Genomic DNA, 15,133 nt, shown 5'->3' on the forward strand with positions numbered 1-15,133 from the left:
CGTCGGCTGATATTTGAGCATGTCGATGCTCAGGTGCTCCCCCTCGCAACGCGGTGACGATGGATTCGTTCACCGAGTTCCGAGGGGGAGCTTTGTTCAGGAAGATTCTCACGCTGGCCGCCGCGCTGGCACTGACCGCCGTACTGCCCGTGGCCGCGCAGGCCGAGCCCGGCCCGGCGTTGCGCCTGACAAGCATGCTGGCGCCGCACCGCGTGATCGACGTCGTGCCCGACCAGGTGCACAACAACGGCGGCTGGGTGCACATGTGGTCCTACCACGGCGGCAAGAACCAGCAGTGGTACTGGTACAGCGACCACACGATCCGGCCGGTGCTCGACACGTCGATGTGCCTCGACATGGAACCCATCCAGCAGGACGGCGCGCGGCTGCGGGTGTGGAAGTGCAACAGGTCGGACAGTCAGAGCTTCTGGCTCGGCACGCGCGACAACATCTACGCGATGTACCCGCGCCTCAACATCGACGTCAACCCGAACACGAACCGCGATGGCGGCCAGGTCTACGGCTGGACGGGCAACGGCGCGATCCAGCAGCAGTGGTGGAGGTACCTCGCGTGATGACACGTCTGCAAGTACCGCCGACCAGGGCGTTGGCGGTACTTGCAGACGCCGAGAAGCCTTACCAGGCGTAGGCCTCGGGGGCGGGCTTGGAGCCGTTGGGCGCGGGTGCCGGGAAGAGCTCGTCGAGCTTCGCCAGGACGTCCGCGTCGAGCGAAAGTTCCGCCGCACGAAGGGAGTTGTCGAGCTGCTCCACGGTGCGCGGCCCGATGATCGGCGCGGTGACGCCGTCCTGGTGCAGCAGCCACGCGAGGCCGACGTTGGCCGGGTCCTCACCCAGTTCGGCGCAGAGCTTCTCGTAGGCGTCGATCGTGTCGCGGTACTTCTCCAGCGCGTCCGCGGAACGGCCGGAGGCGCCACGCGAAGCCGTGCCCTCGCGCTGCTTGCGCAGCACACCACCGAGCAGGCCGCCGTGCAGCGGCGACCACGGGATGACGCCGAGGCCGTAGTGCTTGGCGGCGGGCAGCACCTCCAGTTCGACCCAGCGGGTCATCAGGTTGTAGATCGACTGCTCGGACACCAACCCCAGAAACCCGCGCGTGCGAGCGGCTTCCTGAGCCTGGGCGATGTGCCAGCCGGCGAAGTTCGACGAGCCGAAGTAGATGACCTTGCCCTGCTGGCGCAGCACCGAGAACGCTTCCCAGATCTCGTCCCACGGCGTTTCCCGGTCGACGTGGTGCATCTGGTACAGGTCGATGTAGTCGGTCTGCAGGCGCTTCAACGAGGCGTCGGCGGCGCGGCGGATGTTCAACGCCGACAGCTTGTTGTCGTTGGGCCAGTCACCCATGCTGCCGTAGAGCTTGGTGGCGACGACCGTCTTCTCGCGACGGGTGCCGCCCTGCGCGAACCACCGGCCGATGATCTGCTCGGTGACGCCTTCGCCCTGCTTCCAGCCGTAGACGTTGGCCGTGTCGAAGAAGTTCAGGCCGTGCTCATGGGCGCGGTCCATGATCGCGTGGCTGTCGGCCTCGGTCGTCTCCGGGCCGAAGTTCATCGTGCCCAGGCACAGGCGCGAGACGGACAGGCCGCTGCGGCCGAGGTGGGTGTATTCCATGCACTCCACCCTGCCTCGCGCGGCGGCATTGTGCCACGTGGAGTTGCTCCAGCTCGCCACAGATTTGACAGTATTGGCCACCAAATTTTCTCACCTGCCATTTCACCCTCTCGTGAAGTTACGTTTCATCGCGTTCAACCTGCCAGGAGGAACTCGATGAGAATCAAGATCTGCATTGCCGCGGCATTGATCGCGACCACTCTCAGCACTCCCTCCGCCAATGCGGAAAAGGATGTCATCGGCACCGGGGACGCCGTCGCGGACAGCTACATCGTCGTCCTGAAGGACGGCGTCAGCGCCTCCCCTCAGACCCTCCTGAACAAGTACAAGGGCACGCTCAAGCGGACTTACAAGGCCGCGCTCAACGGCTTCTCCGTGCACGACATGTCCGAGAAGCAGGCAAGACGGCTGGCGGCCGACTCGACGGTCGCCTACGTGCAGCGCAACCTCCGGACCAAGATCCAGCAGAACCAGTTCAACCCCGTGTGGGGCCTCGACCGCATCGACCAGCGCGCCCTTCCGCTCAACAACCGCTACACCTATCCGGACCAGGCGGCGGCGGGCGTGCGGGCATATGTGCTCGACACCGGAATTCGAACCACCCACCAGGAATTCCAGGGACGCGCCTCACACGGGTTCGACTTCGTCAACGACGACCCGATCGCGGACGACTGCAACGGGCACGGCACCCATGTCGCGGGCACGATCGCGGGCAGGACCTTCGGCGTCGCCAAGCAGGCGCGGGTCATCGGCGTCAAGGTGCTCGGCTGCAACGGCTTCGCGGTCGCGGACAGCGTGGTGGCCGGCATCGACTGGATCACCGAGAACGGGGTGCGCCCCGCCGTGGTCAACATGAGCCTCGGCGCCTTCGGCCAGAACCCCGGCCAGGAGGAGGCGATCAGGCGGTCGATCAGGGCCGGGTTCACCTACGTGCTGGCGGCAGGCAACGACGGCATCGACGCCTGCAACTTCACGCCGGCCAGGCTCCCGGAAGCGATCACGGTCGCCGCCACCGACCGCTTCGACGCCCGCGCGGTGCACGCCAGGTGGCAGTCGAACCACGGCCGCTGCGTCGACATCTGGGCCCCTGGCGCGGACATCCAGTCGGCGTCGTTCAACGGCGACATCGCCACCGAGATCAGGGGCGGCACGTCCATGGCCACACCGCACGTCGCGGGCGCCGCGGCTCTGCACCTGGGCGCGAACCCGAACGCCACGCACCAGCAGGTGCGGGACGCGCTCGTGAACGGCGCGACGACGACGGCCAACCTGCGCGACCTCCGGATCGGATCGCCCGACAGGCTGCTGCGCATCGGGAACTAGGGGAACAGGACCCTCGATGTGCAGTCGTGGGAGTAGCGAGCGAGGGCCGCTACTCCCACTCCCACTTGATGCCGTAGACGAAGCCCGGCTGAGCTTCCTTCACCACGAGATGCGCGGAGGCAGTGGTGCCGATCCACAGCTCGCCGGTGTCCACGTCCGGCGCACTCGGCTCGGACCGGCTGAAACCGTGACACCGCACGGGCACCGCGTCGGGGTGGAACTCGACCTCCAGCACGTAGTCGCGCAGTGGCCGGACGAACGTGCGGCTGGCCAGGACGCTGTCCGCGCCGGGATCCGAGATGTACCGGAGATCGACGAGCGCGGTGTCCCCCGCTCGCAACACGCGGTCGAGGATGATCTCCGCGACGTACAGCTTGTGCTCGTCGTCCTTGCGCACCCGGCCCACGCGGCAGGACTTCTCGGCGGAGATCTCGCCGGGAGAGCGGTCGGTCTCGTCCGCGGTCTTCGCGACGAGGAACCGGTCGACGCCGTCCTCGAACGCCTCGATCACCGAACTGGTCCGCATCTCGACCTCACGCCGGTCAGGACCGATCACCATCAGGTCCCGCACGCTGACGTACTTCGCCGGATACGGCAGCAGGCGGTCGACGCGGGCGATGGCGCGGCCGAGATCGATGGCGGCGTCCTGCCAGATCCCCTCCAGCGCGGCCGCCCGATCGACCCACCGCCCGCGCGGCCGCTTGTCGCCGAGCTTCCCGGTCAGTTCGCCCTGCGGGAGTTTCAAGATCTCTTCGAGCACGGCGACGGCGTGCAGGGACTCCGGTCGTTCCGGGCGGCTGCGGCCGCGGCGCCAGTAGCTCAGCGTCGACAGGCTCACCTGCACGCCGTGCAGTTCGAGGTGGTGCTGGATCCGCTCCAGGCTGAGGCCACTCGCCTCCACGGCTCTGCCCAACGCCTCAGCGAATTCCGCCATGACGGAATGCTACGGCCCGTAACCGAATCCGGCTCAGTCGGTACCGCGAGTGCACAAATCGGGGTTCGCCACAGTTTTGACAGTATTGCGGACTGAAGTTTCGAACCTGTTATCCAAGCCACAGACCGCGTTAGTTTCTTCGTGTTCCCCAGTTCATTCCCTGCCAGGAGGAACCCATGGCACGACTACGGCGTCATGTCGCCATTGCGGCGGCAATCGGCATCGCTTCCACCGCGATGTGGACGCCCACCGCGATCGCTGAGGAGGCGGTGCTGCCCGGTGCGGGCACACAGGCGGTCGAAGGCAGCTACATCGTCGTGCTGAAGAACGGAGCGCGCACCCCTGCAAGCGCGCTGGCGTCCCGCTACCAAGGGTCGGTCCGGCACACCTACAGCACCGCGTTGCACGGTTTCTCCGTCGCCGGCATGTCCGAGCGGCAGGCCAGGCGGCTCGCGGCGGACCCCGAGGTCGAGTTCGTCGAGCGCAACACCTTCGCGACGATCCAGGAGACCCAGTCGAACCCGACCTGGGGCCTCGACCGGATCGACCAGGCGAACCTGCCGCTGGACCGCAAGTACACCTACCCGAACACCGCGTCGAACGTGACCGCGTACGTTCTCGACACCGGAATCCGGAAAACGCATTCCGAATTCGAGAATCGCGCCGCGGACGGTTACGACTTCATCGACAACGACGCGATCGCGGAGGACTGCCAGGGTCACGGCACGCACGTCGCGGGCACGATCGCGGGCAAGACGTACGGCGTCGCGAAGAAGGCGAAGGTCGTCGGCGTGCGCGTGCTCAACTGCGCCGGAAGCGGAGCGTGGGACGGCATCATCCGCGGCATCGACTGGGTGACGCAGAACGGCCAGAAGCCCGCCGTGGTGAACATGAGCCTGGGCGGCAGCGGCACGAACAGCGCGCTGGAGAGCGCCGTGCAGCGCTCGATCACCGCGGGCTTCACCTACGTGCTGGCGGGCGGCAACAGCGGCCAGGACGCGTGCACCTTCACCCCGGCCCGCACGCCGGAGGCGATCACGGTCGGCGCGTCGGACCGCACCGACAAGAGGTCGATCTACACGTCGGGCTCGTCGAACCACGGCCGATGCCTCGACATCTGGGCGCCGGGCAGCGACATCGTCTCGGCCTCGCACAGCGACAACACCGGCACCCGGTCGATGGGTGGCACGTCGATGGCCTCTCCGCACGTCGCGGGTGCGGCGGCGCTCTACCTGAGCACGAACCCGTCGGCGACGCCGGCCCAGGTGCGGTCCGCGCTGGTCGGCGCGGCTACTCCCGACAAGCTGACCGACATCAAGACAGGTTCACCGAACCTGCTGCTGAAGGTCTAGAAAGCCTGCCGCCGCCGGACTCCCTGCTCCGGCGACGGCCATCCTGGCGCCCTTGATGCCCAGGCCGAATGCGGCTCGGCCCCGGCATCGGCAACCCATGGGGGCGCGTGCGGTGGGAGTGGGTCCTAATCCCACTCCCACCGCACTCCGTAGATCCCGGGTCCGGAGTTGCGCACCGAGATGTGCGTCGAGGCGGTCGTGCCGATCCACAGCTCGTTGAGCAGGACTTCGGGTTCCTGCAACGAAGGCTGCGTGAACGAGTAGCACCGGACCGGCACGGCGTCCGGGTGGAAGTCGACCTGCAGCACGTAGTCGTGCACCGCACGCAGGAACCGCCGGTCGCACACCTCGCTGTCCGCGCCGGGCCGCATCGTGATCTTGTAGTCGACGACCGCGGTCTCACCGGCTCGCAGGACGCGGTCGAACACGATCTCCGCGACGAGGAACCCGCTGGCCTCCTCGGTCCGCACCCGCCCGAGCCGGCACGGCGCCAGCGCCTCGATCGTGCCCACGCCGAGATCCGTGGCATCGGCGGCCTGGATGGCCAGGAACCTGTCGACGCCGTCCTCCAGCGCCTGGATGAGCCCGGTGCAGTGCATCTCGACCTCGCGCCGGTCCGGCCCGATCACCTGCCGGTCGCGCACGCTGAGGTACGTGCTCGGGGTGGGCGCAAGCCGGGCGACCCGCGCCATGACCTCGCTGAGGGTCGTGGCGCGCGAGTCCCAGATCTCCTCCAGCGACAGCGCCTGCCCGACCCATCTGCCGCGCGGCCGCTTGTCGCCGAGGCGGTCGGTGAGGTGCCCGTCGCCGAGGTTGAGCAGCTCTTCCAGCGCGGTGACGACCTTCAGCGACTCCGGCCGCTCCGGCCTGCTGCGGCCGCGGCGCCAGTAGCTCAGCGTCGAGAGGCTCACCTGCATGCCGCGGGCGGCGAGGTGGTGCTGAATGCGTTCGAGGCTGAGGCCGCTGCTGTCGACGGCTTTCGTCAGTGCCTCCGAGAAGTCCACCACAGGGGGAACCGTACGGCGAGTGGCCTATCGCGGAGTAGGACCACTCGTAGGGCCGGTCCGTACAGTCGATCATGTGACTGGGTGGGACGCGCTGCTCGACCTGGACGACCGCGAAGGCTCGCTGCACCAGCGGTTGACCGACGCGATCAGGGTGGCGGTGGTGAGCGGCAGGGTCGGGCCCGGCTGCGCGTTGCCGGCCAGCAGGACGCTGGCGAGCGATCTCGGCTGTTCGCGCTGGGTGGTGACGGAGGCGTACGCACAGCTCGTCGCCGAAGGGCTGCTCGAGGCGCGCAGTGGTTCGGCCACCACGGTGCGCTGCCCCGGCGTCGTCGGTGCCACGGCGAAGAACGCGCAGTGCACGCCTGCCTTCGACCTGTCGCCCGGCGTGCCCGACCACCGCACGTTCCCCGCCGGCCGATGGGCCCGCCACGTCAGGGAGGCCGCCGAGGCGTTGACCGCCGGCGAGATCGGCTTCCCCGATCCACGCGGGCACCACCGGCTGCGGCAGCAGCTCACCGACTACCTCGTCCGGGCCCGCGGCGCCGTGCTGACCGTGGACGACCTCGTGATCTGCATGGGCACGCCGGACGCCGTGCGGCGACTGGGCCAGGTTCTTCGCGCCGAAGGGCACACCCACGTCGGGGTGGAGGATCCCGGCTGGCCGGAACTGAGCGCGGCCGTCCGTGCGGCCGAGCTCGTGCCCGTCCCGGTTCCCGTGGATGACGACGGGCTTCGCGTGGACGTCCTGCACCGCATGCCGCACGTGCGTTCGGTGATCGTGACGCCCGCCCATCAGTTCCCGACCGGTGTCGCACTCGCAGCCACCCGCCGGGCCGCGTTGGTCAGGTGGGCCCGTGACGTCGACGGGCTGATCGTGGAGAGCGACTTCGACGGCGAGTTCCGCTACGACCGGCGCCGGATCGGCGTGCTGCAGGCGCTGGACCCCACACGGGTCGCGCTGATCGGCGCGATCCACAAGGTGCTCTCGCCCGCGTTGCTGATGGGGTGGCTGGTGGCGCCGGCGCGGTGGCTGCGGCCCGGCCACGCGCCGTCGGTGTTCGACCAGGAGGCACTCGCGCGCTTCATCGGCGCCGGCTCCTACGACCGCTGCCTGCGCCAGTCGCGCCTGCTGCACCGGCGCAGACGCGACCGGCTGCGCAGTGAGATCGCGGCCGCGCTACCCGGTCACCGGATGACCGCCATCGATGCCGGGCTGCATCTCGTGCTGCACCTGAACGACCGTGCGGCCGCAGCGGTGGTCGCTGCGGCCGCACGGCGTGATCTGCGGCTCGTCGACCTCGACGAGTACCGCTCAGCACAGGGACCGCCCGCGCTGGTGCTCGGTTACGGCAACCTCGCCGACTCGGCGGTGCGCGGTGCCGCGCGAGCAGTGGCGGACGCCGTTCAGCAGTCTTGACGGACGTTCGGCGCGAAGGCCCAGCTGGTCGACCCGTTCACCGTGAGGTAGACCGTGTTCAGGTGGTCACCACAGGGAACGACGACGGTCGGCCCGAAGCAACCGCGCTGGAAGCCGGGGTTGAGCACCGAGTCGGCGCACGTGACGTTGCTCCCGAACTGGGAGTTGATCCACCCTCCGATCTTGACCGCTTTGGGCGCGTTCGCGCTGTTGACCACGAGCACGGCCTGAGCGTGGCCGTTGGAGTTGATGACGACGCATCCCTGGAAGTGGATCTGCGGATAGGTCGCGTGGGCGACCGTCGGCCGGCAGGTCCAGGTGGAGGTCGGGTTGATCGGCTGCCAGTTGGCCGCGGCGGACGCGGGCGCGGTCATCACCCCCATCGCGAGCAACGCAGCGAACACGGCCCCCAGGCCGCGCAGGATGTGACGAATCATGGATTTCCCCTCAGATCGGCTGGTCGAACTCGCTGATCAACGTAGGAATCCACGCGGCCGAAGTCCCGGTCCGTTCCCTGGCCGGAAAGCCAGACCAATCGGGGGCCGATCTACACCTCTCGCACGCCGCGCCGCCACACCGCGTGCGTCAACGGCACGCCGGGCCGGTAGGCGAGGTGCGTGATGGACGGCGCGTCCAGCACGTGCAGGTCAGCCCGTGCTCCCGGCCTGATCACGCCTACATCGTTGCGACGCAACGCTTGCGCGCCACCGGCCGTCGCCGCCCACACCGCTTCCTCGACGCTCATCCGCATCTGCAGCACCGCGGTGGTCACGCAGAACGCCATCGACGAGGTGTAGGAGGAGCCGGGGTTGCAGTTGCTGGCGAGCGCGACCGTCGCACCGGCGTCCAGCAGCGCCCGGGCCGGCGGCAACGACTGGCGGGTCGAGAGGTCGCACGCCGGGAGCAGCGTGGCGACCGTGTCCGACGACGCCAGCGCGTCGATGTCCTGCGCGGACAGGTAGGTGCAGTGGTCGACCGACGCGGCGCCGAGCTCGACGGCCAGCCGCACGCCGGGCCCCTCGCCGAGCTGGTTGCCGTGCACGCGCAGGCCGAGGCCCTTCTCCTTGGCCGCGGTGAGCACGGCCTTCGACTGGTCGTAGTCGAAGGCGCCCTTCTCGCAGAAGACATCGGCCCAACGCACGAGCGGTGCCACGGCGTCGAGCATCTCGCCGCGGACCAGCTCGACGTACTCGTCGGCGTCCGCGCCGGGCGGCACCAGGTGGGCGCCGAGGAACGTCACCTCGTCGACGTGCTCGGCCGCGATCCTGGCGCTGCGCACCTCGTCGGGCACGTTGAGGCCGTAGCCGGTCTTGGTCTCCACGAACGTCGTGCCCTGTTTCAACGCCTCGGCGACGTGCTTGCGCACGACCTCCGACAGTTCGGCGTCGGTGGCACTTCTCGTCGCACCAACGGTTACCGCGATGCCGCCCGCGGTGTACGGCTTGCCGGCCATGCGCGCGCCGAACTCGGCGGTGCGGTCGCCCGCGAAGACCAGGTGGGTGTGGCTGTCGACCCAGCCGGGCAGGACGGCGCGGCCCTCGACGTCGACCCGCTCGTCCGCCGCCGGAGCGCTTCCGGACTGACCGACCCAGGCGATCTTCGAGCCGTCGATGATCAACGCGTCGCCGGTTGACTCGCTGTTCGTGGTCAGCTCGCCGATACCGGTGATCAGCACGCTCATGCCCACAGCTCCTCGATCGCGTCCGTCAGCAGCCTGCCGACATCTCCCAGAGTCTCGTGCACGCCGCCGGAGGCGACCACCCGCCCGCCGGCCACGACGGTGTCCACATCGGACGCCGTCGCCGACAGGAGCACCTGCTGCGGCAACGATCCCGCGGTGCGCGGCGTCGAGCAGCTGATCGCCACGAGGTCGCAGGGCGCACCCGGTTCGATGCGTCCCCCGTCCCAGCCGAGTGCGGAGTGGCGAGTGGCGGCGGCGAGCAGCTCGGCCGGCGAGAACCGGCCGCGCTCGCCGGTGCGGAGGCGTTCGTTGTGCTCCAGCGCGCGGGTCTCCAGCAGCGGGTCGATCACCGCGTGCTGGTCGCTGCCCAGCGACAGCGGGCTGCCCGCGTCGGCCAGCTCGCGGGCCGGGCCGATGCCGTCGGCCAGGTCGGCCTCGGTGGTCGGACAGAAGCACGCTCCGGTGCCAGAGTCGCCCAGCAGAGCGATGTCCTCGGGCGTCAGGTGCGTTGCGTGCACTGCCGTGGTGCGCGGTGACAACGCTCCGGCTTCCTGGAGCAAGCCAGTCGGGGTGAAGCCGTACGCGGCGAGGCACGCTTCGTTCTCGGCGGGCTGCTCGGAGAGGTGGACGTGCAGCGGAGCGTCCGGAAACGCCTGTGCCACCGCGGAAAGCTCCGCGCGAGGCACGGCCCGCACGGAGTGGATCGCAGCCCCGACGCGCATCACGTCGTCGGACTTGAGCTCCGCGACCCTGGCCGCCCACGCCTCGGCGGTGCCGTCGGAGAAGCGTTGCTGCACCTCGTTCAGCGGCTGGTCGATGCCACCGGCGAGGTAACAGGTGTCCAGCAACGTGAGCCGGATGCCCGCATCTTTGGCCGCTTCTCTTAGTGCGTACCCGAACTCGTTCGACCTGTCGTGCACGTAGTGGAACTCGCCAACGGCCGTCACGCCGGCGAGCGCCATCTCGCCGTAGACCGCGCGGGCCAGGCGGTAGTAGGACTGCGGGGTGAGTTTGCCTGCGAGGGCGTACATGCCTTCGCGCCACGTCCAGAACGTGCCGCCACCGTCGTGCGTGCGGCCTCTGAGAGCGCGATGGAAGGCGTGCGAGTGGGCGTTCGCGAAGCCGGGCACCACGACGCCGTACAACCGCCGCACACCCAGCGGAATCGTGTCCACTGTGGACACGTTGGCGATCACGCCGTTCTCGGCCCGGATCAGCACGCGTTCGGCGAGCCCGCCGGGCAACCAGGCCCGCTCGCACCAGAAGTTCATGAGCCGAGGTGTTCGATCGTCGCGGCCAGCGCCTTGACGCCCTCGTCGACGTCGGCCTGCTCGGCGAACTCCTCCGGCGCGTGACTCACGCCAGTGGGGTTGCGCACGAACAACATCGCGGTCGGCACGTGCTCGGCGAGGATGCCAGCGTCGTGCCCCGCGCCGGTCGGCAACGCCGGAACGCCGCCGAGCGCCCCCGCGATGTCGTCGCGCAGCGCCGCGTCGAAGTACACCGTGTCGCCGTACGACTCCTCGGTGATCCTCAGCTCGCAGCCCTCCTCCTTGGCTGCCTGCTGCGCCGCCTCGGAGATCTCCGCGACCATCGCGCGGGTGCGCGCGTCATCGGTGTCCCGCGCGTCCAGCCAGACGTCCACAGTGGACGCGATGACGTTGGTGCCGCCGGGGTTGGGAAGCACCCGCCCGACCGTGGCCCTGCCGCCGTCCTTGGCCGCCTTCCGCGCCGCGAGCACGAGTTGCGCGGCCGGGAGCATCGGGTCACGCCGGTCCTCGATCAGGGTGGCGCCGGCGTGGTTGCCCTCGCCGGCGAACGTGAAGCGCCACCTGCCGTGCGCGAGGATGCTGCTCGCCACGCCCACCGGCACCGTGAGGCCGCGGCCCTGCTCGACGTGCAGCTCGACGAACTGGCCGATGCGCCTGAGTGCGCGATCGTCCTTGCCGACCAGGTCCGGGTTGTAGCCGGCGGCCTTCATGGCCTCGGCCAGCGTGATGCCGTCCGGGTCTTTGAGGCCGAGCGCCTTCTCCGGGGAGATGGCGCCGGTCAGGAGGCGGGAGCCCAGGCAGGCGACGCCGAACCGGCCACCCTCCTCCTCGGCGAAGACCGTGATGGCGAACGGCTTGCTGGGCTTGAACCCCTTGGCCTGCAGCAGATCCACGGCTTCCAGGGCGCTCGTGACACCGAGGGGGCCGTCGAAGGCGCCGCCGCCGGGGACCGAGTCCAGGTGGCTGCCGGTGACGAGCGCGTTGTCGCCGCGCTCGCCCCACCAGGCCCAGAGGTTGCCGTTCTGGTCGGTTTCGACGTTCAGGCCGCGGCGGACGGCCTGTTCGACGAACCAGTGCCGGAGCTCCAGCTCGGGCTTGTCGTAACCGTGCCGGGAGTAGCCGCCGCGCTTGAGGTCGCGCCCGACATCGGTGATCTGCTGCAGCATCACGCCTCCACCCGCAGGCTCGCGCAAGGGTCCCCTCCCAGGGGGTCCCCTGATTCAATTCTCCCAGGCAGCACCGACAAGATCGGCAAGCTTGCGCAGGGGTCCCCTCCAGGGGGTCCCCCGATTTCAATTCTCCCAGCGAGGTCTGACAATTTTCAGCCCTCCATCGGAATGCGAACGCCCTTGTCAGATGCGACAGCCTTGGCCTCGTCGTACCCGGCGTCCACGTGCCGGATGACGCCCATACCGGGGTCGTTGGTGAGCACGCGCTCGATCTTCTGCGCGGCCAGCTCGGTGCCGTCCGCGACCGTCACCTGACCGGCGTGGATCGAGCGGCCGATGCCCACACCACCACCGTGGTGGATGGACACCCATGTCGCACCCGACGCCGTGTTGACCAGGGCGTTGAGCAGCGGCCAGTCCGCGATCGCGTCGGAGCCGTCGGCCATCGCCTCGGTCTCGCGGTACGGCGAGGCCACCGAGCCGCAGTCCAGGTGGTCGCGGCCGATCACGATCGGCGCGGACAACTCGCCGGAAGCCACCATCTCGTTGAACTTCAGGCCGGCCAGGTGCCGCTCGCCGTAGCCCAGCCAGCAGATCCGGGCGGGCAGGCCCTGGAACTCGACGCGCTCACCGGCCATCTTGATCCACCGGGCGAGCTGCTCGTTCTCCGGGAACAGCTCCAGGATCGCGCGGTCCGTAGCAGCGATGTCCGCCGGGTCACCGGACAGCGCGGCCCAGCGGAACGGGCCCTTGCCCTCGCAGAACAGCGGCCGGATGTACGCGGGCACGAAGCCGGGGAACGCGAACGCCCGGTCGTAGCCGGCGAGCTGCGCCTCGCCGCGGATCGAGTTGCCGTAGTCGAACACCTCGGCGCCGCGGTCCATGAACCCGACCATCGCCTCGACGTGCGTGGCCATCGACTTCCGCGCCCGGTCGGTGAACTCCTCCGGCTTCGCGGCGGCGTACGACGCCCAGTCCTCCAGCGCGACGCCGATCGGCAGGTACGCCAACGGGTCGTGCGCCGACGTCTGGTCCGTCACGACGTCGACCGCGATCTCGCGACGCAGCAGCTCGGGCAGGATCTCCGCCGCGTTGCCCACGACGCCAACGGAAACGGCCTCACCGGCGGCCTTCGCGGCGAGCACGCGCTCGATCGCCGAGTCCAGATCGGCGGCGATCTCGTCCAGGTAGCGGGTCTCCAGGCGACGCTGCGCGCGGTGCGGGTCGACCTCGATGCACAGCGCGACGCCCTCGTTCATCGTCACGGCGAGCGGCTGCGCGCCACCCATGCCGCCGAGGCCGGCCGTGACGGTGAGGGTTCCGCGAAGCGTTCCGTTGAAGCGCTTGTTGGCGACCGCCGCGAACGTCTCGAAGGTGCCCTGCAGGATGCCCTGGGTGCCGATGTAGATCCACGAACCCGCGGTCATCTGCCCGTACATCGTGAGGCCCTCGGCCTCCAGGCGGCGGAACTCTGGCCAGTTCGCCCAGTCCGGCACCAGGTTCGAGTTCGCGATCAGCACCCGCGGTGCCCACTCGTTCGTGCGCATGACGCCGACCGGACGGCCCGACTGCACCAGCAGCGTCTCGTCGGCCTCCAGGTTCTTGAGCTCGCGGGTGATCGCGTCGAACGACGGCCAGTCGCGCGCGGCCTTGCCGGTGCCGCCGTAGACGACGAGGTCCTCGGGGCGCTCGGCGACGTCCGGGTCGAGGTTGTTGTGGAACATCCGCAGCGCGGCCTCGGTCGACCAGTTCTTCGCGGTCAGTTCGGTGCCACGGTCAGCGCGTACGACCATTACAGAGCTCCACTTCGAATCAGGGCCTCGGCGGCAGCGATCTCGGGGGCGAGGTGGCGGTCAGGACCGGGGCCCTGGACGGTCTCGCGCAACTTCGCCACGGCGGCGGCCGTCGCGGGGGCGGGCTTGAGGGGCGCGCGCAGGTCGAGCGCCCGCGCGGCCGTGAGCAGTTCGATGGCCAGCACGGTCGTGAGACCGTCCACGGCCTTGCGCAGCTTGCGGGCGGCGGACCAGCCCATCGACACGTGGTCCTCCTGCATCGCGGAGGACGGGATCGAGTCGACGGACGCCGGCACGGCCAGGCGCTTGAGCTCGGACACGATCGCCGCCTGGGTGTACTGGGCGATCATGTGACCGGAGTCGACACCGGGGTCGTCGGCGAGGAACGGCGGCAGGCCGTGCGAGCGCGAGACGTCGAGCATGCGGTCGGTGCGGCGTTCGGCGATGGACGCCACGTCCGCGAGCGGGATGGCGAGGAAGTCCAGCACGTACGCGACGGGCGCGCCGTGGAAGTTGCCGTTCGACTCGACCCGGCCGTCCGCGAGCACCACCGGGTTGTCGATGACCGAGGACAGCTCGCGGTCCGCGACCGTCGCGGCGTACGCCACGGTGTCGCGCGCCGCGCCGTGCACCTGCGGAGAGCAGCGCAGCGAGTACGCGTCCTGCACGCGGGTGCAGTCCGGGCCGCGGTGCGACGCGACGATCTCGGAGTCGCGCAGGAACGCGAGCATCCGCGCGGCCGACACGTTCTGACCGGGATGCGGGCGCAGCGCGTGCAGCTCGGGCTCGAAGACGCGGTCGGTGCCGAGCAGTGCCTCGACGCTCATCGCGGCGGTGAGGTCCGCGATGTCGAGCAACCTGGTGAAGTCCGCGATCGCCAGCGACAGCATGCCGAGCATGCCGTCGGTGCCGTTGATCAGCGCGAGGCCTTCCTTCTCGGCCAGCTGCACGGGTTCGATGCCTGCGGCCTGAAGAGCTTCGGCAGCGGTCACGAGCTCGCCGGCCGCGTTGCGGACCATGCCCTCGCCCATCAACGCCAGCGCGCTCGCCGACAGCGGCGCCAGGTCACCGGAACAGCCCAGCGAGCCGAACTCGTGCACCACCGGGGTGATGCCGGCGTTGAGCATCCCGGCCATCGCGTCCACAGTGGACATCCGGACGCCGGTGTGCCCGGTCGAGAGAGTGCGCAGCCGCAGCAGCATCAACGCCCGCACGACCTCGCGCTCGACCTCGGGGCCGGAACCGGCCGCGTGCGAGCGGATCAGCGATCGCTGCAGCTGGGCGCGGCGGTCCGGCGGGATGTGCCGGATGGCGAGCGCGCCGAACCCGGTCGAGACGCCGTAGGTGGGGCGTTCGGCCGTGGCGAGCTCTTCGATGTGGGCGCGGGCGGCGGTGACCGCCTCACGGGCCGCCTCGGTGATCGCCACCGGGGCGCCGTCACGGGCGACGGCATGAACGTCATCGAGGGTCAGCGGCTTCGGACCCAGCTCCACCGGTTGTCGCATGGAGACATCACAGCGCTCCGGAGCCGACTCAGCGACCCCGGAGCGCCCGATG

The 15,133-nt window shown here is 69.6% G+C and carries 13 protein-coding genes; 4 read left to right on the forward strand and 9 right to left on the reverse strand.

The window, feature by feature from the left end; translation table 11 throughout:
• The first annotated feature begins 92 nt into the window (after positions 1–92).
• Positions 93–575 carry an RICIN domain-containing protein gene (locus tag ACIA8G_RS16610; protein WP_396419344.1) on the forward strand — a complete coding sequence of 161 codons (483 nt, stop codon included), beginning with the start codon at positions 93–95 and terminating at the stop codon, positions 573–575.
• Between the two features lie 61 nt (positions 576–636).
• Here the strand turns inward: ACIA8G_RS16610 and ACIA8G_RS16615 are convergent, their stop codons facing one another.
• The gene (locus tag ACIA8G_RS16615; protein WP_396419345.1) at positions 637–1,629 is read right to left on the reverse strand and encodes an aldo/keto reductase; all 993 of its coding nucleotides are present in this window, start codon (positions 1,627–1,629) and stop codon (positions 637–639) included.
• Positions 1,630–1,785: 156 nt separating this feature from the next.
• Here ACIA8G_RS16615 and ACIA8G_RS16620 point away from each other — a divergent pair, with 156 nt between their 5' ends.
• The gene (locus ACIA8G_RS16620; RefSeq protein ID WP_396419346.1) at positions 1,786–2,952 is read left to right on the forward strand and encodes a S8 family peptidase; all 1,167 of its coding nucleotides are present in this window, start codon (positions 1,786–1,788) and stop codon (positions 2,950–2,952) included.
• A gap of 49 nt (positions 2,953–3,001) precedes the next feature.
• Here the strand turns inward: ACIA8G_RS16620 and ACIA8G_RS16625 are convergent, their stop codons facing one another.
• Positions 3,002–3,886 carry an XRE family transcriptional regulator gene (locus tag ACIA8G_RS16625; RefSeq protein WP_396419347.1) on the reverse strand — a complete coding sequence of 295 codons (885 nt, stop codon included), beginning with the start codon at positions 3,884–3,886 and terminating at the stop codon, positions 3,002–3,004.
• 176 nt (positions 3,887–4,062) lie between these two features.
• Between ACIA8G_RS16625 and ACIA8G_RS16630 the strand changes: the two genes are divergently transcribed.
• Complete coding sequence (locus tag ACIA8G_RS16630; protein WP_396419348.1) at positions 4,063–5,238, forward strand: S8 family peptidase; 1,176 nt, start codon at positions 4,063–4,065, stop codon at positions 5,236–5,238.
• 125 nt (positions 5,239–5,363) lie between these two features.
• Here the strand turns inward: ACIA8G_RS16630 and ACIA8G_RS16635 are convergent, their stop codons facing one another.
• Positions 5,364–6,245: a hypothetical protein gene (locus ACIA8G_RS16635; RefSeq protein WP_396419349.1), complete on the reverse strand. Its 882-nt coding sequence runs from the start codon at positions 6,243–6,245 to the stop codon at positions 5,364–5,366.
• A gap of 73 nt (positions 6,246–6,318) precedes the next feature.
• Between ACIA8G_RS16635 and ACIA8G_RS16640 the strand changes: the two genes are divergently transcribed.
• Entirely contained in the window at positions 6,319–7,662 is a 1,344-nt protein-coding gene (locus tag ACIA8G_RS16640; RefSeq protein WP_396419350.1) for a PLP-dependent aminotransferase family protein, read from the forward strand.
• Here the strand turns inward: ACIA8G_RS16640 and ACIA8G_RS16645 are convergent.
• From ACIA8G_RS16645 to hutH, 6 genes are all read right to left on the reverse strand, one after another.
• On the reverse strand, positions 7,650–8,099 hold the full coding sequence (locus ACIA8G_RS16645) for a hypothetical protein (protein ID WP_396419351.1): 450 nt from the start codon (positions 8,097–8,099) through the stop codon (positions 7,650–7,652). The genes ACIA8G_RS16640 and ACIA8G_RS16645 overlap by 13 nt on opposite strands.
• 110 nt (positions 8,100–8,209) lie before the next feature.
• Complete coding sequence (hutI, locus tag ACIA8G_RS16650) at positions 8,210–9,343, reverse strand: imidazolonepropionase (protein ID WP_396419352.1); 1,134 nt, start codon at positions 9,341–9,343, stop codon at positions 8,210–8,212.
• Positions 9,340–10,614 carry a formimidoylglutamate deiminase gene (locus ACIA8G_RS16655; RefSeq protein ID WP_396419353.1) on the reverse strand — a complete coding sequence of 425 codons (1,275 nt, stop codon included), beginning with the start codon at positions 10,612–10,614 and terminating at the stop codon, positions 9,340–9,342. Before ACIA8G_RS16655 ends, hutI begins: the two co-directional genes overlap by 4 nt.
• Positions 10,611–11,780 (reverse strand): allantoate amidohydrolase, encoded by a 1,170-nt coding sequence (locus ACIA8G_RS16660; RefSeq protein ID WP_396419354.1) that lies wholly within the window; start codon positions 11,778–11,780, stop codon positions 10,611–10,613. The genes ACIA8G_RS16655 and ACIA8G_RS16660 overlap by 4 nt, the downstream gene beginning before the upstream one ends.
• A gap of 155 nt (positions 11,781–11,935) precedes the next feature.
• A complete protein-coding gene (gene hutU, locus ACIA8G_RS16665; protein ID WP_396419355.1) occupies positions 11,936–13,576 on the reverse strand; it encodes a urocanate hydratase in 1,641 nt (546 codons plus the stop codon).
• Entirely contained in the window at positions 13,576–15,081 is a 1,506-nt protein-coding gene (gene hutH, locus ACIA8G_RS16670) for a histidine ammonia-lyase (protein ID WP_396419356.1), read from the reverse strand. Before hutH ends, hutU begins: the two co-directional genes overlap by 1 nt.
• Positions 15,082–15,133: the final 52 nt, after the last annotated feature.

The sequence above is a fragment of the Lentzea sp. NPDC051213 genome (assembly GCF_044455585.1).
GTDB lineage: Bacteria > Actinomycetota > Actinomycetes > Mycobacteriales > Pseudonocardiaceae > Lentzea.

Excerpts from the sequence above, each read along its gene's own strand:
- ACIA8G_RS16615 (WP_396419345.1), bottom strand. The coding sequence starts at position 1,629 with ATGGAATACACCCACCTCGGCCGCAGCGGCCTGTCCGTCTCGCGCCTG.
- ACIA8G_RS16620 (WP_396419346.1), top strand. The coding sequence starts at position 1,786 with ATGAGAATCAAGATCTGCATTGCCGCGGCATTGATCGCGACCACTCTC.
- ACIA8G_RS16625 (WP_396419347.1), bottom strand. The coding sequence starts at position 3,886 with ATGGCGGAATTCGCTGAGGCGTTGGGCAGAGCCGTGGAGGCGAGTGGC.
- ACIA8G_RS16630 (WP_396419348.1), top strand. The coding sequence starts at position 4,063 with ATGGCACGACTACGGCGTCATGTCGCCATTGCGGCGGCAATCGGCATC.
- ACIA8G_RS16645 (WP_396419351.1), bottom strand. The coding sequence starts at position 8,099 with ATGATTCGTCACATCCTGCGCGGCCTGGGGGCCGTGTTCGCTGCGTTG.
- hutI (WP_396419352.1), bottom strand. The coding sequence starts at position 9,343 with ATGAGCGTGCTGATCACCGGTATCGGCGAGCTGACCACGAACAGCGAG.
- ACIA8G_RS16655 (WP_396419353.1), bottom strand. The coding sequence starts at position 10,614 with ATGAACTTCTGGTGCGAGCGGGCCTGGTTGCCCGGCGGGCTCGCCGAA.
- ACIA8G_RS16660 (WP_396419354.1), bottom strand. The coding sequence starts at position 11,780 with ATGCTGCAGCAGATCACCGATGTCGGGCGCGACCTCAAGCGCGGCGGC.
- hutU (WP_396419355.1), bottom strand. The coding sequence starts at position 13,576 with ATGGTCGTACGCGCTGACCGTGGCACCGAACTGACCGCGAAGAACTGG.
- hutH (WP_396419356.1), bottom strand. The coding sequence starts at position 15,081 with ATGCGACAACCGGTGGAGCTGGGTCCGAAGCCGCTGACCCTCGATGAC.